Raw genomic sequence first — 24456 nt, forward strand, 5'->3', positions numbered from 1 at the left:
TCGAACAAATTAAAAATAACCATCATTCGATAACTCCTGATTTTAAGCCACCTCCACCCTGGCATTTTCTTCGCCCATATGCACTGGTACTTGTGAACGGGATCATCTTATCAACTATCACTGATGTTCAAAAACTATCTCAAAATTGCCTGGCGCAATCTCTGGAGAAACAAAGTATTTTCTGCTATCAACGTATTAGGTCTTACAGTAGGCCTTACCGCCTGTTTCTTCATTTTCCTGTATGTGCATTTTGAATTGAGCTATGATAAATTTCATTCCAAAGGGGATCGTATTTATCGGGTGACCTGTGATGTGCAAACACCCAGTGAGTTGATCCATGGAGGTATTACGCCCTGGCCTTTTGGTCCCAATATGCAGCATGATTTTCCGGAAGTAGAAGCGTTTGCAAGATTCAGTAAAGCTAATCTGTTGGTGAAGAAAGGGAATGTAAGCTTCCAGGAAGAACGTTCTTTGTTTGCTGATTCTTCCATATTCCGGGTATTTGATTTTAAGTTACTGAAAGGAGATCCCGCGACTGCCCTGCAAAACGTGAATAGTGTGGTGTTAAGTAGTTCTGCGGTGAAGAAATATTTTGGGGAGGCTGATCCGATAGGTCAAACGGTATTGCTGACAGGAGACATGATACCTAATACCGTTACTGGTGTGATTGCAGATATGCCGGAAAATTCGCAGATCAAAGCAGATATGCTGGTGTCAATGAGTTCGTTGTTGAAATTGAATCCGAAATTAGACGAATCCTGGGGGAATTTTGGTGCGGTGACGTTCCTGCTCCTGAAACCGAATGTCAATCCAGCATCACTGGAAGCAAAGTTTCCGGATTTTATAGAACAGCATAATGGTAATGAGAGAAGGAAGGCAAAGATGTTTTATACCGTGAAGCTGCAGCCGCTGGAAAAAATTTATTTGTATTCCGGCGCCTATTCTGCTTATGAAAAGGGAAGCATTACCAATGTGTATATTTTTTCTGTCGTGGCTATATTTATTCTCTTCATCGCCTGTATTAATTTTATCAATCTGACTACAGCCCGGTCGGTAGAGCGGGCAAAAGAAATAGGTATCCGTAAAGTGGTGGGTGCTACCAAATATGAGCTGCTCCGGCAGTTTATCGGTGAATGTGTGATGTTGTGTTTAATTGCTTTTGTGTTTACAGTCGTATTATTTATGTTATTGTTGCCAACGTTTAACCTGTTGGCAGGTAAAACCATTGCTACCGGTCTGTTTGCCAATGGCTGGTATGTATTGATATTGTTTGTATCCGCTGTTGTGATTGGTTTGCTGGCGGGCATTTATCCGGCGCTGGTGCTTTCTTCTTTTAAGCCGGCCTCCGTGTTAAAAGGACGTTTTGCTACCGGCACCAGAGGTGTTTTTCTCCGCAAAGGGCTGGTGGTAACACAGTTTGCTATTTCTATCGCGCTGATCATTGGCACCATCATCGTATCGTTGCAAATGCATTATATGCACAACAAGGATCTGGGCTTTAGTAAAAATCAGATGCTCGTCATCGATACTCATGGCGACCCGGCTAAAAATGCGCTGAAAGAGGCCATTGCCGCATTGCCTAAAGTAAATTCCGTGAGCATGGCCTCAGGTGTGCCCGGGGGAGAAACGAATGGTGCTTATTCAGAGATCGTCAATAAACAGGGCGATATGCAGGTGGCTAACCTGGACCTGTATGACGTAGATTACGATTACCTGAAACAATATGATATTAAAGTGGTAGCAGGTCGTGGTTTTTCAAGGGATTTTGGAACGGATACCACGAATGCCATGATGATCAATGAAGCGGCGGCGAAACTATTTGGTTATGCCAAGCCGGAAGAAGCTGTGGGCAGAGGATTCCGTCAGTGGGGCCGGCAAGGCGTGATTATAGGCGTGGTAAAAGATTTCCACTTCCGTTCCCTGCAGGAAAATATCAAGCCGCTCACCATGCGCATTGAACCGCAGGACTGTGATATGATTTCGGTGAATGTAGCGCCGGGTGATTTGTCTGGTACCCTTGCAGCGATTGAGCGCAAATGGAGAACGCTGATGCCTGACCGCCCGTTCAGCTATTTTTTCCTGGATGAATTTTTCGACCGGCAATACCGCACAGAAGAACGATTTGGTAAACTCTTTTTCAACTTTGCATTGCTGGCCATTATCATTTCCTGCCTGGGATTATTGGGACTGGCTTCCTATAGCGCCATACAACGTACCCGCGAAATAGGTATCCGTAAAGTCATGGGAGCTTCCGTGGCAGATATTGTGAACCTGTTATCCCGCGATTTTCTGAAACTGGTCCTCATTTCCTTTATCATAGCTACACCGGTAGCCTGGTATTTTATGCACAAATGGCTGCAGGTATTTGCTTACCGTATCAGCATTGGCTGGTGGGTATTTGCGGTAGCCGGGATCATTGCGCTGATCATTGCCATTGGGACTATCAGCTACCAGGCATTAAAAGCTGCGCTGGCAGACCCAGTGAAAAGTATGCGGGCAGAGTAAAATGCCCAAAATATTTTAAACGGTTTTGGAATAAATCTTATTCCTGTTACTTTTGATTCCCTGTCGGAAGCGCTATACTATGGTGAAATGCTGTATTTTACCGGTTAGTGCCGCTGTTATTGGGTCTATTTTAAGTAAAGCCGGTAATGATAAAATTCCACGATTGTTGTCTGTGTTTCTTCCTGTTGGTATTTTGCGTATTCACAGCATCCGGACAAACGGATGGCCTGGGATTCTGCAGCCATGAGGCTATACCCGACAAAAGAACGGGACTGGCACGTTTTTTTGTCTTGCACAGGATTATACTGATTTTGATGATTTCATGATTGTTTTTATTGGAGTTAAAAGATTAGCGAAGATTAACATCATATTGTTAGTCTTCGCTAATCTTTCCATCTTTTCAAATCAAAAACAAAAAACAAAAATCCGAAAATCATCAAAAACACCTAATTATAATTTTGGTATTTTGGCAGAAAATCAACCGGAGTAATTTAATTCCCCTAATGAAAATATTCATGCAAAGAAAAAGAACAAAAAGTATAGCCGTTTACGTGATTACCTTCCTGGCATCCGTGCCGGTGTTTTCGCAGCAACGGGAACAGAAGCTATGGTACGACCATCCATCAGGTAAAGTGTGGGAAGCCGCACTGCCGATAGGTAATGGCCGATTGGCTGCCATGGTATATGGCAACCCGGCCGAAGAACTGGTACGGCTAAATGAAAATACCGTATGGAGTGGTAGCCCGAACCGCAACGATAATCCACATGCACTGGCCGCTTTACCGGAAATCAGGCAGTTGATCTTTGATGGTAAAATGAAAGAAGCCAGTCAGCTGGCGGCAAAGAATATCCAGGCAGAGAAAATCAACGGCATGTGTTATCAGCCGGTAGGAGATCTGCAACTGCAGTTCCCCGGTCATGATCAGTACACCGGTTACTCCCGGGAGCTGAACCTGGAAACCGCAGTAACCAGTACCTTTTACAGCGTAAACGGGGTGAAATATACCCGGCAGGTATTTGCTTCTATACCTGATCAGGCGATCATTATCCGGCTCACCGCTGATAAGCCCGGCAGCATCACTTTCGCTGCATCGGTGAAGAGTCCGCAGAAGTCAACAGTAGCAGTGAAAGGTAATAATGAGCTGGTATTGTCCGGCATCAGCGGCGACAGAGATGGTGTGCCCGGCAAAGTGAAGTTTCAGTCGCAGATACGTTTCAAAACGGAAGGCGGCACAAGTACCGGCAGTGGCGATGTTATCAGCATCACCGGCGCCAATGCAGTCACCGTATATGTTTCTATCGCCACCAACTTCGTGAACTATGCCGACATCAGCGCCGATGAAGCCAAACGTACCACGGATTATATGAACAAGGTATGGCCTAAGAATTATGCCGGTATGCTGAAAGATCATATTGCTACCTATCAGCATTTTTTCAACCGCGTACAACTGGATTTGGGTAGTACCGACTCTGTAAAGAATCCTACCGACATCCGCGTGCGTGATTTCGCACATGGTAATGATCCGCAACTGGTGGCGCTGTATTTTCAGTTTGGCAGATACCTGCTCATTTCCGCCTCACAGCCAGGCGGACAACCAGCCAACCTGCAGGGCATCTGGAATCCACTCATGAATCCACCCTGGGGTAGCAAGTATACGATCAACATCAATACGGAAATGAATTACTGGCCGGCAGAAGAAACCAATCTTACTGAAATGCATGAGCCGCTGGTACAGATGGTGAAAGAATTATCCGTAACTGGTCGCGAAACGGCTAAGATGATGTATGGCGCCGGTGGATGGGTAACCCATCATAATACAGACCTGTGGCGTATAACCGGCCCGGTAGATGGAATCTATTCTGCGATGTGGCCAATGGGAGGCGCGTGGTTAAGTCGTCATCTCTGGGAAAAATATACCTTCAACGGTGATAAAAAATACCTGCAAACAGTATATCCTGCTTTAAAAGGGGCAGCAGAATTTTATCTCGACTTTCTCGTAGAAGAGCCCGTGCATAAATGGTTGGTTGTGTCTCCTTCCATGTCGCCGGAAAACAATCCCAAAGCATATCCCGGCGTATCTATTGCTGCGGGTGCCACCATGGATAATCAGTTGGTATTCGATCTTTTATCCAATACTATTCATGCGGCGGAATTATTAAATACAGACAAAGCACTGGTAGAAAAAATGAAAGCTGCCCGCAAAAGATTACCACCTATGCAGATAGGTCAATACGGTCAATTGCAGGAATGGCTGCAGGATCTGGACAATCCAAATGATAAACATCGTCACGTGTCGCATTTGTTTGGACTGTATCCTGCCAACCAGATTTCTCCTTACCGCACACCCGAGTTATTTGCAGCAGCACGTACTTCACTTATCCAGCGGGGAGATGTGTCTACCGGTTGGTCTATGGGCTGGAAAGTGAATCTCTGGGCACGTTTACTGGATGGTAACCATGCCTGGAAACTGATCAAAGATCAGCTCACTCCTGCAGGTGTAAATAAAGGCGAAAACAGTGGAGGTGGTACTTATCCCAACCTGTTTGATGCACATCCTCCTTTCCAGATAGATGGTAATTTCGGTTGTACCGCAGGTATCTGTGAAATGCTGCTGCAAAGCCAGGATGGTACGGTACACTTACTGCCTGCGCTACCGGACGACTGGAAGAAAGGGCGTGTGAGCGGATTGCGTGCACGTGGTGGTTTTGAGATAAAAGAAATGATATGGGAAAATGGACAGCTTAGTAAAATTACCATACAATCTACACTGGGCGGCAATCTGCGCCTGCGTGTGCCGAATGCGTTAAAGGAAAACGGACAACTGAAAGCAGTGAGTGGTCAACAGCCGAATGTATTCTTCCAACCGGAGGAAACGGCAAAGGCAGTAATTAATCCGAAAGCAAAAATGGAGATAACAGCATTGAAAGAAACGATACAATATGACTTGGTTACGCAGGCAGGAAAAACGTATACGTTTACCAATAAATAAAAAGATGCACGCGATGTAATTAAAAAAGGGGGCCGGACAAATTTTGTCCGGCCCTCTTTTTTAATGTCAACTATATTTTTGTTAATCCACCAGTTGCTCTTTCAGCCGCATGAGCGTTGCTTCCGCATCGCTGATACAAAAACCGGGATGTACTTTCGATGTTTGTATAATGCTGCTCCGCGTGGCGGTAAGCCAACGGAAACGCCCTGCCATATCCAGTTTGGCGATAGGGCCTCCGGCTTTACTACCTTTGCTGATTTCTACGAAAGCTTCGAGGTTGGGCCGGATGGTATTGATATCTGTTGCAGGCGAAAATGCACGTAGTCGTTCTTCGTCCAGCGTATACACGGCCTGTAAAAATTTTTGCTGCTTACAATAAAGGATCACACCAACATTCAAAAATTCTTCCCGTTCCACACTTGGTACCACGCGTATTACGGCATATTCATATAAGTGCTTGTCTTGCATGTTGTGCTTCTTTTACAAAAATTTCAGAGTGGCTGATCCGCGTTGTTAAAAATTCAAAATATACCTGGCGACGTTCTTCCGGCGTTTCATCAGAATGATCTGCTACCAGCCATTCATCGGGGATGATATTTACAATGGCACGTATACGCTCCGGCGTTAGCAGTAAGCGAAACGCAGCATCGGTGCTTTCCAGTTCGCTGGCCTGCGGCAGCAGTACATGATCCTTTACCTGTACAAACGGGCGCAGGGCCTGTTCCTGCCAGTTTTGCCAGGAATGATGGAAGTAAAGAGCGGCACCGGCATCTATCAGCCACAACTCATTACGCCACATCAGCATATTGGTGTTGCGGGGCGTGCGGTCTACGTTGGTGAGCAAACAGTCCAGCCACACAATCTGAGACGCCAGCGCGGGCGCAATAGTATTTACAGTAGGATCGTAGGTAGTAGCACCGGAGAGGTAGTGCAGGGCGAGATTGAGGCCCACACTTCTTTTCAGGAGATCCTGTATTTCTTCGTCCGGCTCAGTGCGGCCAAAGGCTTCGTCCAGGTTGGCAAATACCAGTTCCGGTACTTTCAGTCCCAATACCCTGGCTATTTCGTCGCCGATTAATTCTGCAATGAGTGCCTTTACGCCTTGTCCGGCTCCGCGGAACTTAAGCGCATAAAGGAACCCGTCATCTGCTTCGGCAATTGCCGGCAGCGACCCCCCTTCACGCAACGGTGTTACGTAACGGGTTACGTTGACTCTCCTTAGCTGAAGTTGAATATCATCTATCATCTGACAAATATCTGGCTTTTTTGGGAGTTAGTTTTTGTTGAGGAGAAAGCAGAAAACAAAATTCACCACGCTCTGCCCGGATCCTCTTTCCAATCATAAGGTAAGATCTCTGCCAGCGTAACTATGATACCGTTTTTAACTTCAATAGTAGCCTTGAGATTTTTTTTCGACAATTGACTGATCAATTCTCTGCATCTTCCACAAGGGGGAACAGCATTGCCTTCTTCATCTACGGCCACTAAAGATTTTATCTGACTTTCTCCATGCTTCAGCATTTCAGCTATAGCACTGTGTTCCGCACAAAACCCCATAGAACAGGCGGTGTCGATGCTCACGCCGGTGTAAATATTTCCATCAATGGTTTCAATAGCGGCAGCCACACCACCATATTCAATAAAGTCATTTAAGCGTTTACTGCTGGCAAACTTCTGGGCGATTTGTTTTAAGCTTACATTATCCATATGACTTCATGTTAGCGTTACATTCCTCCAAAAGTAGTATTTTTCAAATCTACGGGCTTCCTATGCCAATGTTTTTCCCATGAAAGCGGCATAGGCGGTTCCCGCCGCGGCGATGGCTTTGTCGGCGGATTTATAGCTGTGCAATAGCTGTGTATCTACCACCAGTTTATCCCGCATTTCTTTACGGCTCCAGATCCCGCTTATCTGCCCGTTGACCACCACCACCGGTTTAAAGATGCCATGTCCCGTTTGCAGGATCAGGGCGGGATTGAGTATATCGCTCCGGTCTTTATAGGCCACCGCATATTCATCATATGAGGGCAGGAGCAGGGCGGAAGTGGTGCGGGAGCTCGCAGGTGTGGTGTCCGCAGAAAACCAATAAGCTTGCCCGTTAGTGACCACATGTGCGAGCAGGGATTTATTCAACAGCAGTCCTTTTTTGATGTCCGTCATATTTAATCCGCTCCACCATTGGAAGTCATTGACCGTAGCAGGGCCTCTGCTGCTGAAGTACAGCCGGGTAAGCCGTGCAATGGCGGTGTCACGGTCAATGGGGGGCTGGACAGGCGCCCTGTCGGATAGCAAGGCATAGGTAAATTGTTTACCCTGCCGGGGGCCGCTGCAAATGAGGCCGTCCAGTTCTGCATCCATGAGGTGGAAGCCGAGGCGGATATCATCTGTATTGATTTTTGCTTTTGCCAGCAGGGGGATGAGGGCACTCCGGGTGAGGAATGTTTTATTATGGAGGGCGTTGGTGAAGACGGTTTTGCTGCGTTTGAGATCTTTGTCAGAGATCCCCAGCTTAGCATGCAGGTTTTTATTGAAAGCTTTTACCTTGGGAGCTGTCAGTTGTAGCATCCAGCCAATGTCTTCCGGCGAAACAAAATGCCAGGTAGGGCGCAGGATATGGGTACGGAGGATTTTGCCTTCGTTAAAATCCTTTTCAATACTGGCATCTGTGCTACCTGTCACCCGGTTGCCGATGGCCCATTTGGCCCCGGCATAATCCTGTGCCTGCATACACCCCATCCATTTTACCAATGCAGCGGGTTGGGTAAAGTGGGTAGCCACTATTTGTTGTTGCTGCAACCGTAGTTGTGCGATTTGCTGACTATTCATAACCCAAAATTACCCACCTGCTATGACAACAGTATGTCAGTTGAGAAACGGGGTCAGGAAACTTTTTGCAGCATTTCCTGTAAACGGTCTTTTACCAGGGTTTTTAATGAGGCGGGCTCAATAATGGAGGCCTGGTCTGCAAAAGTGATGTACCAGCGGGAAAACGCCTGTATGCAGGGCGCCTGAAAGGTCATTTTGGTGCGTTTGCGGCCCTGGTTTTCGCTGGCGAACCCATAGTTGAACTTCTGCTCTACCAGGTAGCGGGCCATCGTATTTTCTACTTCTATGACTACAGGGAATGAATCTGCCGTGAACTGGGCCCGTTTGGCAAGGTATTCTCTTAGGGTGATATGTTTCCGCTGGGCGGTTTTGCCGGTATCGCTCACCGACAGCATCCGTTCAGTCCGGAAAGCATGATATTTTTTTGATGTGTTACAAAATGCAATGGCATTCCAGCTACCGTTTTCATGGTAAATGCCGATAGGTTCGATGTCTCTTTCGTTGACCCCCTGCTCTGTAGCATATTGAATATGTAATACTGATTTGTCGCCCACTGCTTTGATGATGCGGGGGAGGCTATCATTGATCAGGTGATTATGTTCGGAAACTTTTTCTTTTACGTCAATACTTTCTTCCATTTCTTCCATCACCTTTTTGGAGGCGTTGCGCAGCACTGCTTTTATTTTATACATGGCGGCTTTAAACAAACGACTGTTATGCAGGTCGGAATGTTGTTCCAATATTTTTTCTGCCATGAGGAAAGCCACCACTTCTTCTTCCGTAAACATAACGGGTGGAATACGATATCCTTCCATAATGGAATATCCCAGTCCTTTTTCGCCGAGAATCGGTACACCGGCTTGTTCCAGGGAGCGGATGTCGCGGTATACGGTACGCAGACTTACATCAAAACGGTCGGCTACTTCCTGGGCTTGTACCAGTTTTTTGGATTGCAGGTGAATGAGTATAGCGGTTAGTCTGTCGAAGCGATTCATGGATGACAATATGTTAGGAGGCTAATTTACAGCTTTTCCGGAGATATGAATTTTTAACAAACGAGGGTTATCTTTGCTTCCGCCGGTAAAACCCCGGAAAAGAAATACGCTATATGATAAAACGTTTGTTTGTTATGTTATGTATGCAGGCTGGCCTGATGGCGACCTGCTTTGGACAAGTCCCGGCTGATGGCCTGAAAAAGAAAAATATCAGCGATACCCTCTTATTGCCTACCCGTACGTTGTTACTGCCAGGAGCTTTCAATGCACAAAGTGCCTTGCTGCAATTGTTTCCCGGCAAGCATTACCGGTTAGTGGATGGTAAATATGTGAATGAGATGATCAACTGGGAATGTAAAACCTGTAAGCCAAAAAAATATGAAGACGTAAATGAAGATGGCCTGGGCAGCTTTCCCTATAGCGCAGGTGTGGCTACCCGTTTACTGGATGTGATGGATTTTAAAGATTCTTCAGGGCTGGCGTATAAAGTGATCAGCTTTAGTCATTCTGAATTTGACGAAGATGGCGCTACTGTTTCCCGCTTTACCGGTGGGTTACTGGGCCTGGCCAAATTTGTACAAACAGATCAGGGTTGGAACCTGCGCATGTTTCAGCCGGGCATCAAAGCATATGGAGCTTTTTCTTCCTGCCCTACTCCTAAACCACTGCTGATAGGATCCGACCAATATGCTTTTATATTAAAGCATAGCAACGGCGGCGCCGGTGGCCCCTATGACGGAGACTATTACCTGATTGCCGGCGTGAACGGTGGCTACCAGCAGGTAATGGCAGCATATCGTATTGAAAGAACCGAAGGTGGAGAGGAAGGTGAAGAGTTGTCTTCCTGGACAAGTACCTATAGCGTACCCGCAAGTGAAAAAAAGTATTTCAGAGATATCCTCATTACCTTAAAAGGAACTGTCAATGCTGCGGATACGGAACAGTTACCAGATGAGGTGAAAGCCCTGGTAAAAGGGAAAAAGAAGGCAGGTTTCATAGCAGAAGAAAGATATGTATACAAAGGTGCCGGTAAGGGATATCAACTGCAATTACCGGTGAAGGCAAGTTTGACGAAATAATTATTTGTTACAGGGCGGCTGTTTCCACAGTGCGTCCTGTAATTTTTGCCCTATGCATTTTACCCCAGGCTGTTAAAGCATTCAGCACATCTCCCAGCGTGTGGCTATATTCACACAGTTCATATTCTGCCACATGTTTGGCATCCTCCACAGGCACCTTGCAGATAAAACCATTCATCTCCATTTCTTTCAACTCATTGGATAATACTTTGGCTGAAATGCCGGTGACCTGCCGCTGCAGCTCATTAAACCGGAGTTTACCATTCAGTAAAGCAATGATAATTTTCAATTTCCATTTGCCACCAATGGCATAGAGTGCATCTCCCATGGCGGATAAAGAGGCAGTACAGGTTTCCCTGGTGGGTATTGTTTTCGCTGTTGAAGTACTCATGATGATTCATTTTAACTAACCTGCAGGTTAGTACTAACCTACAGGTTAGGCGGTATTTTCAGTTACCAAAGGTAAGTACTTTTGAGGCATTAAAACAGGATCATCATATGAGTAAAATATTGGTAACAGGGGCAACAGGTCCTCTTGGAAAGGCAGTAGTAGATGAATTACTGGAAAATACCGCTGCGGAAAACATTGCTGTATTGGCAAGGGATCCCTCCAAAGCATCCGGTTTAGCTGAAGCAGGGGTAACGGTACTGCAAGGGGATTATAACGACTATAACTCTCTGCTGGTTGCTTTTGAAGGAACAGACAAGCTGTACTTCGTATCCGGTAATGATGTAGCCGGACGTATTCCCCAGCACGAGAATGTGGTGAAAGCCGCTATCGCTGCTAAAGTGGGGCATATATTTTATTCCAGTTTTGACCGTAAAACGGAAGATGGTAGTTCCGCCATTGCTTTTGTAGCAGCAGCGCATTTGCATACAGAACAATTATTAAAAGCATCCGGAATACCTTATACCATTCTGAAACATAGTGTTTATACAGATATGCTGCCGATGTTTCTGGGAGAAAAGGTATTAGAGACAGGAATCTATCTGCCGGCAGGCAAAGGAAAAGTAGCCTTTGCTACCCGCCAGGACATGGGAATAGCAGGCGCAAAATTAATATTGGGAAGCGGTCATGAAAACAAGTCATACGTACTCGGTGATGACGTATCATATTCCTTTGATGAGATAGCTGTGATATTAAGTGAGTTGTCCGGGAAAACCATTACTTATACTGCGGCATCTGTAGCAGAATATATTGCACAATTAGCAGCAACAGGTGTTCCTGCGGAACATGGTCATATATTTGCGGCCTTTGGGCAAGCCATAGATCAGGGGGAATTTGATGCTCCGGATGGTACTTTGGCGAAAATATTGGGCAGGAAACCCGAGTCGTTACGAGCGTATGTGAAGAGAGCTTTTAGCAGCTTTTAGCTTTTAGGAAATGCAGCGAAGACTATAATATGTTCATCTCCGCTGCATTTCCTAAAAGCTAAAAGCTAATGGCTAAAAACTATTTTTATGCGGACAGCAGCGCGAAATCTTCTGCTGTTAGTTCAATTGTTCCTGCTTTGAGGTTTTCTTCCAGGTGAGCGATGCTCTTGGTGCCTGGAATGAGCAGGATGTTAGCAGCACGTTTCAGCAACCAGGCCAGCGCAATTTGTGCGGTGGTGGCGTTATAACGACCTGCTATGCTGCTGATCTTAGCTTCCAGTGATTGCGGAGCCGAAGCCAGCGGATACCAGGGAATAAAGGCAATGCCTTTTTGTGTGGTATAATCCAGTACGTCTTCCCATTGACGGTTGCCCAGGTTATAGAGATTTTGTACAGATACGATCGGCAATACTTTTTCTGCCTGTTGAATCTGCGCTACACTTACTTCGGAGAGGCCCACATGTTTGACTTTACCTGCTTTCACAGCGGCGGCTACTGCTGCCAGCGTTTCTTCTATCGGCACTTTCGGATCTATACGATGCAGTTGCCACAGGTCAATATGATCCACCTTCAGGTTTTTCAGGCTGTCGTCTATGTTTTTAGTGATCCAGGCGGCGGATCCATCCGATATCCACTGTTCCGCACTGGGTCGCTGGAAGCCACCTTTGGTAGCGATAAGGAGGTCTTTTTTATAAGGATGCAGCGCATCTGCGATGAGGCGTTCATTTGTTTCCGGGCCATAGGCTGCGGCGGTATCAATAAAGTTAACCCCTGAGGCCACCACCTGCTGCAACACCCTGATGGAATTGGCGCGGTCTGCTGCTTCACCAAAAGCACGGGGACCAGCCAACTGCATAGCACCATAACCTACACGGTTAATATTGAATTCGTCTCCTAAACGAAAAGTATGTACGGGAGATATTTGAGTCGTTTCCATGTTTTTTCAATTTTGATGGATCAAAGGTAAGCAGGTATGATTCACCAAAAATTGTGAAAGTAGAAGAACGACTTGTAAAAATCAAAGAATTGATTTTGGGGGATAATTACGGCGTCAGGCGTTAATCATGTACGATAACGGGGCGGTCGGTCAGTGCATGCAGGAAAGCAATAACATCCTGTATTTCCGCAGGAGTTAATCCCAGTTTGGCAGGAGATAAAGTCTGATAAGGATCTTCCATCCCAAGGCCATTGCCGCCACCGGCGTTATAAAATTCCATTACTTTTTCCAGGTCTTTAAATGCACCATTGTGCATATAAGGAGCAGTCATAGCGCTATTACGAACTGTTGGTGTTTTAAAGGCGCGCTTATAAAAATCGATTGGGAAAAATTCAAACCTGCCGGCGTCTTTGTCGGCTTGTGGATGCAACAGGTCATCATTGGCAGGCATACCTAAGTTTTCAAATTCAGTGAATTGGTAAAACGGTGGTGTAAGTCCGTTGAACAGTGGCGCGAAATGGCAGGTAGCACATTGCGCCTTGCCCATAAATAGATTGAAACCATTGATTTGTGCAGGTGTCATCGCCTGTTTATTTCCTGCGAAGTAATCATCCATAGCACTGCTCATGGGAGCGAGCGCATAGAGGTAAGCCGCAATGGCTGTGGAGAGATGCTGCATGGTAATAGTGGTGGTATCGGGTGACAGTGTAAGTGAGGGCTCCGGAAAGGCGGTATGAAACGCCTGCCGGTAACGAACACTATCTCTGAGCCGGCTGATCACCACTGCATGTATGCCATTCATCTCCTCCGGATTACTAATCACCTGCGTAATCTGTTTGGATAAACTACCGGCTCTGCCATCCCAGAACTGTGCATACTGGAATCCTGCGTAGTACAGACTGGGGGCATTTCTACGAACGTTGCTTTTGCCGTCAAAAGTGATGCTGGTTTTTAGTCCATCGCTGAAATATTTTTCCGGTTGATGGCAGGTGGCACAACTGCGGGTATTATTTCCGGATAATGCTTTTTCAAAAAATAGTTGCTGCCCCAATGCTTTCATTGCAGCAGTAGCCGGGTTGCTATCGGGAAAGGCCGCCGGATTTAAAGCATCTTTACTGAACAGGTTTTTAGCGTTGTAGTTCAGGGCGCTGCGCGTATGCTGATCCAGTTGCAATGCAATAATCAGTTTGCTCAGCTGCTCCTGCAGGGGCAGTGCATATGCGGACAGAAATTCCAGCCTGTTAAACGTATCAAAATCAGGATGTAGCTGCAGGTATTGTATGCACTGGGCAAGGTAGTTTTTTACCGGTATATTTTCGGGAGAAGAAGTACCTATCCAGGGCTGTAGCACTGATTGGATCGTTTGCAAGGACTGACACGTTTCTGCGATGCCGCTTTTTAACTCCGGTGCATCATAGCCGGTGATACCATTTGCGTATAGCCGCACCAGTTCGATACGGATGCTCTCCATAATCGCTTTGTCGGTGGTATGAAACTGGTATAGAAGTGCTGGCAGATCTGTGGCGGAAGCACTGATTACTGCAGCTTCTTCCAGTAATGCTTTTTTATGGGAAACGGGATCTTTATCATACAGTAATACTGCCATCTGCTGTAATCCGGCAGGGGCCTGGTATTCCATGTAAGGTTCGTCAATTTCTGTTTTGGCAGGGCGATTATATACGAGGGAGGAGCTGAAGAAGAAGTAGTCGAGAAAGAATTCTATTCGTTTGTATTGCAGCCGGCATTTTCTAAGTGCATCTCTGGCCTGGGTAACACTGTGCGGCTGGGCAGCATCCAGGTGATGCATGGCCTGTTCCATTTCCAGGGAGGCCGCCGCAAAACCGGCGGCGCCTTCCCTGAAAACGTTGACAGTATTTAAAACACCGTTGTCATCTGTTGTCTGTTTAAATCCCCAGGCGCTGAAAACAGCGGTGAGCACAAACAGTGGCCAGATGATCCAGTTGATTTTATTTTGATACATGTACGGTGAAAGTATCTTTTACATTATTGAACGCATCTGTAACCGTGTATTTGGTAATAGCCGCAGTAGGCGTCACCTTTATACTTCTGCCGGTATCTGTACGATTGTTCCATTTATAGGCACCAATAAAAGATGCCGTTAAGGTAACTGTTTGTCCTTTTTTAATGCGGATATCCGTTTGGCGGTTTACATTTTTCATCATGGTAAACTGATCGCGGATAGTACCATCGGAGCAGATCCATTTCAGGTCGAGGCGGTTGTCCTGGATTTCCAGCATGCTGGCGCCGCCATGGTCTGCATCTGAAAAGTACATGGCCTTATGTGGAAAGGTGGTTTGTTTGCCGCCGAGTTTTCCGGCAGAACCACTCACCACGTATACGGTACCGGTGTTGCGGATACTGTCTTTGATATAAGGTGCTGCATTGTTACCACCGTCATATCGTCCGGAAGAGTTGCTGACGTTATGTTTGGCCGGATCAAAAGTGTTGGCCAATCCATAATGTCCTTTGATCATGCGGGATCTTTCGTAGTCGTGGCTATGTCCGTTCAGCACCAGGTCTACGCCATTACGTTCCAGCACCTGTATAAAGTTTTCCCGGATATGTACCAGTTCATCTTCCTCGTCAGAGTTATGCGAGCCCATGGTATATGGAGGATGGTGCCAGAAAGCAATCACCCAGCCTTTATTTTTATTGGCGGCGAGATCTTTCTTGATCCAGGTCACCTGTGGGCCGGTGGTGTCGTACAGGCGGTAGGCGCTGTCTTCTTTGCCATAGCTATCGAGCGACAGGAAGTGGATGTTGCCCAGGTCGAAGGAATAGAAAGAAGAGGTATGAGAAGGCACGCCACCGGATTCTCCTTCAGAAGGCATGGAGAAGTTCTGGTAATAAGTGGTCTGGTGAGTGAGCTGTGCCTGTCTTTCTGAGAGGTCGGTATCATGATAATCATGATTGCCGGGGGCAGGGAACAGTGGATATTTTTTCAGCAAATCATCTTTGTATACGTTAAAGAATTTGCTTTGGTATTCCGCGTCAGTGCCATCGGGGTAAGCGTTATCTCCCAGTAATATCCATGCGTTGAGGTAGTTGTTGCCGAGGTACTTTACCAGTTGTTCTTTCACCTGTCGCTGGTTCACGGAGTTGTCGCCGCAGTCGCCGAGGGCGGCAATGCGGTACAGTTCTGTGCTACCGGTTGCGGGCAGGGTCACGAAGTAGTTGTTGGCATCGCCCTGCAACGGGTCTTTGTAGCCACCAATGGAATAATAGTAGCGGGTGTTGGGTTGCAGGTGTGTTAACCGTACTTTATGCTCTGTTACCAGGTTGGCATCGTCTGCTTGCTGATCCAGCTTATCCGGCGAGGTGCCATATTTAACACGACTTCTGGAAGAGGCATCGGTGCGCCACCGGATTAATATGCCTTCACTGCTGGCTGCCTGTAAATAGGGGCCACGAAGTAGTTGAGGCGTAAACGTTACTTTTTTAACAGGTGCTTCCTGTGCCTGTGTCATGGTATAGCCGGACAATAGTAGCATGGAAGCAAGGACGATCGATTTCATATAGCGGGCATTATTTTTTTGTTGGCGCGAATTCCAGTTGTTTACCGGCAATATCTTCCCATCGGTAATAATGGAAAGTCCTGTCATCACTCATCACTACAAATAAACCATGCCGGAAGGTATCATTCAGCGGGATGTTCACTACATCTGAGCCGTCACTGTGACCGGCACTTACTTTTACCACTTTAAGAAGGGTATGTTTGGTGCCTTCTCGGCTGAAGATATGGAATTTATTGGCTCCTTGGTCAGATACCAGCAGGTAACCTTTTTTGGAAGATGTTTTATAGATAGAAATGCCTTCATGGTCTTCTGTAAATCCGGTAGTACCGAAAAGGGACAGTTCTTCATTTCCTTTTTCCGGTGCTGCATAGTATTGTCTTACACCGTATTGTTCATCTGAATAATAGATGTATCCTGCTTCGTTATCTACCGCAATAGATTCTATTTCTTTTTTGCCGCTGTAGTGGCCAAACTTGCGTACCAGTGTAGCTTTTACTTTTCCGGCGCCGTTGTCGGAGAGCAGGTATTGCCATAAATAGTTACCATCCTGCGGGCCGGTTTTGCGTCCTACGATGGCATATTGCTGACCGCTTTTATTGGTGTATACGGCGATGCCCATTAAGTCGCGGTATTGTTTTTCTGTTTCCCCTTCAAATACCGGGATGCCGCCGTCATCGATGGGTTGCATATCGGGCAGTGAAAAGAAGCGGAGTTTATGGGTGATGCGTTCGGTGGTAACGGCGTAGTCTACACGTTTTCCATTCAGCAGCAGGCCATAGGCGATGTCTACATTGTTGGGACGTTGCAGGCCATGTACTACCTGCTTAATTTTACCCTGCAGATCAAATACGTAGAGGGCACCATCTGCTGATTTATCCGTCCCGATTACCAGGCTCTGTGCGGGATTGGCAGGATTTACCCATATGGCCGGATCGTCGGAGTCGAACTGTACGTGTTCGGTAACGATGGCGGGTTGAATAGCGTTAGTTGTATCTGCGTATGCTGTATTCGTTGATGCGTTGGCGTTGCTGTTCCCGTTGCTGTTTGCTTTGGCAGCTGGTCTTGCACAAGCAAGAAAACACAGCAGTCCGGGGACTGCTGTGAGTAATAATATATTGCGTTTAGTCATGTGTGTTAGTTCGCTGTTTAGTTTTTGGTGCCATAGGCGCCGATGGTAGAAGATGGGGCGGGTGAAGAATAGGTATAACCATTCATCACCAGGCCGGCAGCAAAGTTGCGTACGAATGCAGTTGTACCTGCGCCGATGGCGGGTGATCCTGCCTGCACGTGAAAGTCCCAGCTTTTGTTAAAATCCGGATTATTCATTGCTGTGTTCAGTGGGTAATTTACGAATTTGGGATCGTTGTCACCTGCTTTGGTGCCGATGATATCGTTCTTACCAGCTATTACATCTTTTGAAGGCTGGAACTGATCTACTGTAGCCTGGTCAAATCCATAATAAAGGTTCTGGCTGATGACAGAGCGTGCATCTTCCGGTTTTTTGGTATCTCTTTTAATACCGAAACGTGCGTTGGCAAACAGGTTATTATGCAACTCAGCGAATACGGTTGCTTCCACCCAGATAGAACCACCTTTTACGGTTGGTCTTCTCCACCCGGTGTTGAGGATGGTGTTGTTATAGGCAATGACGTGCGCCTGCGGTGTACGGTCGCCGGAGTTAGAGAGCTTCAGGGCATTGGTGTTGGTGGCGTAAAACAGGTTGTAAGCCACATCTGCGATACAACCGGATTTAATATTGATGCCTTCTCCGCCGGTGATGCCGGTGCTATAAAATGAATTATTGGAGAAGATAATTTTGCCGCCTTCAATGTAGGTGCAGTCTTCGTTAAAGTTCCTGAAAATGCAGTTGGTCACCACCAGTTTACCATTTACATTGCTATACCATAAAGCAGGAAGATTTTCGCCGCTGGTCGCTTTATAAAGGCCCATTTTCACGGAAGTGGAGGATTCGGTGGTAGTGGCGCCACCGTATTCCAGGATTGTATTATCCAGCAGGAGTTCTGCGGAGGTAGGCGTAGCAAGAATTCCACCCCATTGTTTGCCAAATTTGCGGCTGTCGTTGCGAAGGTTTTCTTCGATGGTAAATTTCACCGGGTTTTCCGGTGTTCCCATGGAGTAGAAGTTACCTTTTACAATTATTTCCGGTTTGGTGAGGGTATCCATGATCACGATTACCCCTTCTTCTATTACCAGTGTTTTACCCTCTGGTATAATGATATCGCCGGTAATCCGCTGTGTGCTTCCTTTAGACCAGATACCAAATACTTCTCCATGAATACCGCTACCACCAGTGTTATTTTCTGTAAGGTCTACGGCTATATTCGCTTTTTTACAACCGGTGATGACGGTAGTGATGAAAGCGATGTAAAAGAAAATATTTTTATATTTCATGACGATGAATATTTTAGCTTCGTTTATAATTTGTAACGTACACCGAGCAGGTAAGTTTGTTTGTAATAATCTCTTCTGAGCAGTGTTTCGTTGGATTTTCCCTGACCAGGAATGGTGGCATTTTTATCGTTGGTACCTTTGATAAATAATTCAGTTGGTGTATTCAGGAGATTGCCTGCTTTGGCGAAAATGCTGAAGTTGTTGTGGAATCTTTTTTCCACAGAAATATCCATCTGGACAAATCCTTTCTGCCAGTAATCATTATCCAGGAATTGCGATACTACGGTGATACGTGGGCTGGTATAGGAACCAGCCAGCTGTGCGTCCCATCCATGTTGCGTGTCTTTATACAGCAGGGAGAGGTTCCCAATGTGCGCTGACTGGCCGTATAAGGGTCTTGTTTGCTGAGTGGATGCGGTATGGATGTCGCCCTTATCATCTCTGAACCGGTAGCTTTTTGAGGTAGTGATAGCAGAGTTGGTATAAGTATAATTCGCCTTGAAGCCTACGTTGTGGAAGAATTTGATGTAATCTATTTCCAGTCCGTAATTATGCGCTGTACCAAAGTTGCCGGGCATGTAGAACTGATCCTGTCCACGAATACCACCGGGGATAATGGTGTTTTCAATAGGATCCTTAATTTTTTTATAGAATACACCTAAGAGTAACTGATCGGTATGGTTCGGAAATAATTCATAGCGAAGATCGAAATTATCGGCCAGGGCACGTTTCAGATCCGGGTTACCTATTTCTTTATATTCTTCATGTACGATAGGACCAGGCACCAACTCAAAGAAGCCCGGACGGTTGAGGGAACGGAAGTAGGAAGCATGGAGGTTCTGGTGGGAGGTGAGTTCATATTTCAGTGTCAGGCTGGGTAATACATCGGTATATACCTGGTTGCCTGTTGGACGGCTCTCTCCTTTGGAGAAAAGCATATGATATCCCTGATCGGTATGTTCCACCCTTGCGCCACCCGTGATTTCCATGGAAGCTACCTTGAATTTGAACATGCCGTATCCGGCAGACGTTTTTTCGCTTGCATCATAGGTCAGGGCATTATCCACTGCACCGGTTGGGTTTTGTAATTCCCATTGAATGTCGGTATAGCTGTTGAAATCTTTACCATATACATCGCCTACATGGAGCGGTTTGAACACGTAGTTATTCACGAAACTGCTTCTTTGTTTATCGCGATACAGTCCTCCTGCGGAGAAATCTACCTTGGTACCGGCAATGCTGGCGGTATAGGTCAGATCTGCATAACCGGCGATATCATTGTCTGTATTACGTTCCCACCGACGGGCGCCATCATCTATCGTGGTACGTGTTTCCACAAAGTTTTTGCGTATACCATTTACACTGATGGTGGTATTATCAGGTACTTCGTTTTGTGCAGATGAAACAACGGCAGACCACTGCAGCTTTAATTTATGCGGAATGAGTTTATGTTCGCCATGCAGGGTAGAAGTATAGATGCGCTGGTTTATTTTCCTGGAACGGTCTTCGTAGGTGATCTGTGCATTGCCGGCGGCAGGATCAAAATCTGCATTAGATACGTTGGTAGTGATACCTGAACGGGTCTGGAAACTTTGCAGGTTCATGTAAGATGTATACAGGGACAGCTTATTATTGTCATTAAAGGCATAATCTATTTTGCCATGGAGGCCACTGCGTTTTTGTTGCTCGCTGTATTGACGATTCTGCATGCCGGTAATCACCTCGGTTTTATCCGTTTCCACTGCCGCAGAGCTATAGAGGGTACTGGTGGTACCGCGGTAATTGTTCTGGAAGCTACCAGCCAGGATCACACCCAGTTTATCCTTGAAGAAGCGCTGACCTATTGATAAACCGGCCACTATGTTAGGCGCAAAGTTTTTAGGTTGATAGTTCAGGGTACCGGTGGCAAAGTCTTTAGGTGTGGCATTGTATTTTTTGCCATTTACTTCATAAGGCGATTTACCGTTGATGCCACTATGATCGAAGGCAGTAAATCCTTTGTCGAGCAGCATCTGGCTGTAGCCGGTGGCAACATTGGCATTGATCGACAGCTTATTCGGCGCATCTTTCATGACCATGTTTACTACGCCACCGATGGCATCGCCTTCCATGTTAGGCGTCAGTGTTTTGTATACTTCCAGTCGTTCTAACAGTTCAGATGGGAAAAGATCAAGGGGTACATAACGGTATTTATTATCCGGACTGGGTATTTTTACCCCGTTGAGGAGGGTATAGTTATACCTTTTATCCATACCACGGAGAATGGCATACTGTCCGTCTCCATTGCTGCTACGCTCTATGGATACGCCGGATACGCGCTGAATGACGTTGGCTACCGTTAAATCGGGCGATACTTCTATTGCTGCACCGGATACCACATTCATTATCTGGACGGATTTCTGTTCCAGTTTGCGGGCAGTTTTTTCTGAGGAGGCTTTGTTGTTGGCAGATACCACTATCTCGCTGAGACTTTTGCTACTGCGTTCACTCAGGTACACATTGATGTAGGGATTGTCTTTTTCCACAACAGTTACTTGTTGTGTGAGTGTTTTGTAGGTAAGGTGGGAAATGACGAGGGTAAATTTACCGGGTGTTACCTTTTTGAATTCGAAGGAACCATCCAGTCCGGTGAGGGCCACCAGTTTGGTTTGCTCCAGAATAACGGTAACGCCTACCAGCGGTTCCCCTGTTTTTTGATCGTAAACATGCCCTTTCAGACCATCGGCTTTGGCGATAGTGATGCTGAGCAGCAGACATAAAAACGTGTTTAAAAGTGCTTTCATTTTTAATGAATTTGATACCGTTTGAGTTCGTGGCAAATGGTATTGCAAATGTGATCTGCTCTAAAAAAAATTACAAGAAAGTGCCGTAAGCAAAATGTATACAGCGTTAACAAGCCCGTAAACAAAGCGTAATCAGCGTATACGAAAGAGATATAAGTAATTGATAATTAGTTATTTATTTGTAACATGATCCGCCATTACCATTATGTTACCGGCATATTAACGGAATGTTATGCCTCAGAGTCCCTGCACAAAAGTGTTGAGCGTATCGCCCTCCGGGATGTTTAATTTTTTCCGTAACCGATACCTGGCTACACGTAAACTATCAGGTGAAATACCGAGGATAGTGGCCATATCTTTTGAGTCCATATTCATTTTATGGAGGGCAAGTAATTTGATATCGTTGGTAGTAAGATCGCTGTAAAGCGCATTGAGTTTATCGAAGAACACCTGGTGTACCTGTTCAAAGATGCCGGTGAATTCTTTCCATTGTTTTTCGTGGTTTACGTTCTGGTTTATTTTCAGCACCAGCTGCTGCAGTTGTTTTTTCTGGTCTCTTTTTTCTTCCTGTACCAGGAGGGAGAGGGTATTTCTCAGTTCATCGAGGAACTGGTTGCGCTGAATAACGTCAAGGGTATGGGTAGCCAGCTGTTTACTTTTCAGTTCCAGCTGGTCTTTCTGCACACGATTGAGTTCTGCATTTCTTTCTGATACAGCCTGGGCCTGGCTGATCTTCAGCTTTTGCCGGGAAATGGTGAGCAGGCAAAGAAGGATGAGAAGCAGGACCACGATGACTACCGCGGTATAAATGATGCGGTTCATCTGATGGCTGTTTTCCAGCTGCATGATTTCATCATTCTTTTTGTTGGTATCATAAATGATCTGGAGGAAGTTCATCTGCTGGTTATTCTGTTCAGAATAAATTTCCGCCAGGCATTTGCGGCTTTGCTCCATATAATAATAGGCGCTGTCGTTGCGGCCCAACAGGTTAAATGTTTTGGCTATATCTTTACCTGCGGCGGCTTCCTGGTATTTATTGTTGGTTTGTTGTGCAATGGCCAGGGCTTCTTTTGAAAAGGGCATGCTGCGTCTATAGTCGCCCGTTTTCCTCAGCACATCGCCTATATTGTTAATAATTTCTATACCTGCCACGCGTTCATGGTGGAGTTCATACAACCGTAAGGCGTTTTGAAAGTAGTACAGGGCGGTATCGTATTTCTCCAGGTCTTCATGGATGGTGCCCAGGTTTTCATAGATCCCGGCCATGCCGAAGGTGTCATGTATGCCCTGGTATTGCCTCAGCGCCAGTTGCTGGAAATAAAACGCGCTGTCGTACTGTTGTTGTTTTTCGTAGTGATGACCAATATAGCCGTAGGTGGCGGCCATACCGGCCTTGTCATTTATATCCCGGTACAGCGCCAGGGCTTTATCATATTGGGCTTTGGCCCCTTTCTTATTAATATTGCGATAATACAGCAGCCCTATATCATTGATGGTGGCTGCTTCTTCTGCTTTCCGGCGGGTAGTGGCAAAAAGGGTGGCCGCCTGCTGATAATATTCCAGTGATTTGGCGTAGTGGCCCAGTGTAAAGCAGATCCTACCCATTTGTTGCAGGCATTTGCCGGCAGCTACTTCGTCATGGGCATTGACCGCCTGGTCGTACATTTTACGTAATGCCAGGAAAGCTGCATCAGGTGATTGGTTGCTGAGCTTTCCCGCCGCGGCTAGCTGCAGGGGCAGGGTGTCCTGCGCAACGGTAACAGTAGCCGGAAAGAGAAACAAGCATAGAACGATAAACTGAAAAACCCCTTTCATTTTAATGGTAACACGGTATAATTAAGCATAAATAATCCGCAAAGAATGTTTTTTAGTATTAACTGTATGTTACCAAACCGTTAACCGCTGACATAAAAATGCTTGCGTCCCTATCGGATTTTGTATATTATTGTGACGCCGGTTACTTTATTGAACCCGAAAATTAATTCCAGTTAAATATAGATTATGAAAAGAAAATTCTTATTTACCATGCTTTTAGCTGGTGGATTTTGTGCCGCAAATGCTCAGGAGAAAGCCAAGCCTGAAGATACAGAGGTGTATACCCCCGTGCCACCGGAAGTAGTTCCCGCGAAAAAAGCCGGTGCTGCTCCTTCTGATGCCGTGGTACTGTTTGACGGCAGCAACCTGGATCAGTGGGTAATGGCCGACGACCGGGAGAAACCGGCAGAATGGTTGGTAGGAAAAGGAATCCTCACCGTTAACAAGAAATCAGGTAACATCGAAACCAAAAAGACCTTTACCAATTACCAGCTGCATATAGAATGGCGCGTGCCATCCAATATCACCGGTACCGGACAAGGCCGTGGTAACAGTGGTATTTTCCTTGCCTCCCTGGGTAAAGGTGATGCCGGTTACGAATTACAGGTACTGGACTCCTATAAAAATAAAACATATACCAACGGACAGGCAGGCAGTATCTACAAACAGTTTGTTCCGCTGGCAAATCCTACCCTGCAGCCAGGTGAATGGAATACGTATGATGTGATCTGGAATGCCCCGGTATTTGGTGCTGATGGCGCCGTAGTAAAACCAGCTAAAGTAACAGTGATCTTTAACGGTGTAGTGGTGCAGAATGATGTGGAACTGAAAGGACCTACCCAGTATATTGGCCAGGCAGCGTATCGCCAGGCACATGGTGCCAGCCCAATTAAACTGCAGGCACATGGTGATAAGAGTGAGCCACTGAGCTTCAGGAATATTTGGGTGAGAGAGTTGTAAGCGATATTTTTAGTTATAAGATAAGAGGGCATTTCAAAAGTAATTTTGAGATGCCCTCTTACATTTTGATAGCGCTGCAGTAAATAATGGCTCTTTTCTTTTTGTACGCTTCTATGTTCAATTATGTTCTTGATTTGTTTGTTGTTGATACTGGTTGTTTCCTGATTCCCCCATCTATAAATTTCTTGCGATGTCTTTAAAATAATTAGTATTCCGCTTATCTTACTTCAAAGATAAAACTAAT

Annotated in this window: 18 protein-coding genes; 5 read left to right on the forward strand and 13 right to left on the reverse strand. The window is 46.0% G+C overall.

Features of this window, described 5'->3' with window-relative positions:
• The first annotated feature begins 123 nt into the window (after positions 1-123).
• Both AC1DP6_RS22830 and AC1DP6_RS22835 read left to right on the forward strand, forming a co-directional pair.
• A complete protein-coding gene (locus tag AC1DP6_RS22830; protein ID WP_477056895.1) occupies positions 124-2505 on the forward strand; it encodes an ABC transporter permease in 2382 nt (793 codons plus the stop codon).
• Positions 2506-3020: 515 nt separating this feature from the next.
• Complete coding sequence (locus tag AC1DP6_RS22835; protein ID WP_477056896.1) at positions 3021-5495, forward strand: glycoside hydrolase family 95 protein; 2475 nt, start codon at positions 3021-3023, stop codon at positions 5493-5495.
• A gap of 81 nt (positions 5496-5576) precedes the next feature.
• Here the strand turns inward: AC1DP6_RS22835 and AC1DP6_RS22840 are convergent, their stop codons facing one another.
• The 5 genes from AC1DP6_RS22840 to AC1DP6_RS22860 all read right to left on the reverse strand — a co-directional run bounded on the left by AC1DP6_RS22840 (position 5577) and on the right by AC1DP6_RS22860 (position 9316).
• Positions 5577-5963, reverse strand: a complete 387-nt coding sequence (locus AC1DP6_RS22840; RefSeq protein WP_477056897.1) for a DUF3037 domain-containing protein — start codon at positions 5961-5963, stop codon at positions 5577-5579.
• The gene (locus AC1DP6_RS22845) at positions 5941-6741 is read right to left on the reverse strand and encodes a HipA family kinase (RefSeq protein ID WP_477056898.1); all 801 of its coding nucleotides are present in this window, start codon (positions 6739-6741) and stop codon (positions 5941-5943) included. Before AC1DP6_RS22845 ends, AC1DP6_RS22840 begins: the two co-directional genes overlap by 23 nt.
• Before the next feature lie 62 nt (positions 6742-6803).
• On the reverse strand, positions 6804-7202 hold the full coding sequence (locus AC1DP6_RS22850; protein WP_477056899.1) for a cytidine deaminase family protein: 399 nt from the start codon (positions 7200-7202) through the stop codon (positions 6804-6806).
• A gap of 60 nt (positions 7203-7262) precedes the next feature.
• Positions 7263-8321 carry a winged helix DNA-binding domain-containing protein gene (locus AC1DP6_RS22855; RefSeq protein WP_477056900.1) on the reverse strand — a complete coding sequence of 353 codons (1059 nt, stop codon included), beginning with the start codon at positions 8319-8321 and terminating at the stop codon, positions 7263-7265.
• A 53-nt stretch (positions 8322-8374) separates the two neighbouring features.
• Positions 8375-9316 (reverse strand): helix-turn-helix transcriptional regulator, encoded by a 942-nt coding sequence (locus tag AC1DP6_RS22860; RefSeq protein ID WP_477056901.1) that lies wholly within the window; start codon positions 9314-9316, stop codon positions 8375-8377.
• Positions 9317-9429: 113 nt separating this feature from the next.
• Between AC1DP6_RS22860 and AC1DP6_RS22865 the strand changes: the two genes are divergently transcribed.
• Positions 9430-10395, forward strand: a complete 966-nt coding sequence (locus AC1DP6_RS22865) for a hypothetical protein (protein ID WP_477056902.1) — start codon at positions 9430-9432, stop codon at positions 10393-10395.
• 7 nt (positions 10396-10402) lie between these two features.
• Here the strand turns inward: AC1DP6_RS22865 and AC1DP6_RS22870 are convergent, their stop codons facing one another.
• A complete protein-coding gene (locus AC1DP6_RS22870) occupies positions 10403-10786 on the reverse strand; it encodes a winged helix-turn-helix transcriptional regulator (protein WP_477056903.1) in 384 nt (127 codons plus the stop codon).
• 107 nt (positions 10787-10893) lie between these two features.
• Between AC1DP6_RS22870 and AC1DP6_RS22875 the strand changes: the two genes are divergently transcribed.
• Positions 10894-11769 (forward strand): SDR family oxidoreductase, encoded by an 876-nt coding sequence (locus tag AC1DP6_RS22875; RefSeq protein ID WP_477056904.1) that lies wholly within the window; start codon positions 10894-10896, stop codon positions 11767-11769.
• A gap of 85 nt (positions 11770-11854) precedes the next feature.
• On the opposite strand, the gene AC1DP6_RS22880 is transcribed toward AC1DP6_RS22875, so the two are convergent.
• From AC1DP6_RS22880 to AC1DP6_RS22910, 7 genes are all read right to left on the reverse strand, one after another.
• Positions 11855-12706: an aldo/keto reductase gene (locus tag AC1DP6_RS22880; protein ID WP_477056905.1), complete on the reverse strand. Its 852-nt coding sequence runs from the start codon at positions 12704-12706 to the stop codon at positions 11855-11857.
• A 121-nt stretch (positions 12707-12827) separates the two neighbouring features.
• Positions 12828-14687: a cytochrome-c peroxidase gene (locus tag AC1DP6_RS22885; protein ID WP_477056906.1), complete on the reverse strand. Its 1860-nt coding sequence runs from the start codon at positions 14685-14687 to the stop codon at positions 12828-12830.
• Positions 14674-16242, reverse strand: coding sequence for a purple acid phosphatase family protein (locus AC1DP6_RS22890; protein WP_477056907.1), 1569 nt, complete (start codon positions 16240-16242; stop codon positions 14674-14676). Before AC1DP6_RS22890 ends, AC1DP6_RS22885 begins: the two co-directional genes overlap by 14 nt.
• Positions 16243-16252: 10 nt before the next feature.
• Positions 16253-17371, reverse strand: a complete 1119-nt coding sequence (locus AC1DP6_RS22895; RefSeq protein ID WP_477056908.1) for a phytase — start codon at positions 17369-17371, stop codon at positions 16253-16255.
• A gap of 17 nt (positions 17372-17388) precedes the next feature.
• The gene (locus tag AC1DP6_RS22900) at positions 17389-18654 is read right to left on the reverse strand and encodes a hypothetical protein (RefSeq protein ID WP_477056909.1); all 1266 of its coding nucleotides are present in this window, start codon (positions 18652-18654) and stop codon (positions 17389-17391) included.
• Positions 18655-18677: 23 nt separating this feature from the next.
• Positions 18678-21437 carry a TonB-dependent receptor gene (locus AC1DP6_RS22905; RefSeq protein WP_477056910.1) on the reverse strand — a complete coding sequence of 920 codons (2760 nt, stop codon included), beginning with the start codon at positions 21435-21437 and terminating at the stop codon, positions 18678-18680.
• 237 nt (positions 21438-21674) lie between these two features.
• Entirely contained in the window at positions 21675-23252 is a 1578-nt protein-coding gene (locus tag AC1DP6_RS22910; RefSeq protein WP_477056911.1) for a tetratricopeptide repeat protein, read from the reverse strand.
• A 186-nt stretch (positions 23253-23438) separates the two neighbouring features.
• Here AC1DP6_RS22910 and AC1DP6_RS22915 point away from each other — a divergent pair, with 186 nt between their 5' ends.
• On the forward strand, positions 23439-24212 hold the full coding sequence (locus AC1DP6_RS22915; RefSeq protein ID WP_441571991.1) for a 3-keto-disaccharide hydrolase: 774 nt from the start codon (positions 23439-23441) through the stop codon (positions 24210-24212).
• Positions 24213-24456 lie beyond the last annotated feature (244 nt).

It is taken from the genome of Chitinophaga sp. 01L420 (assembly GCF_056399985.1).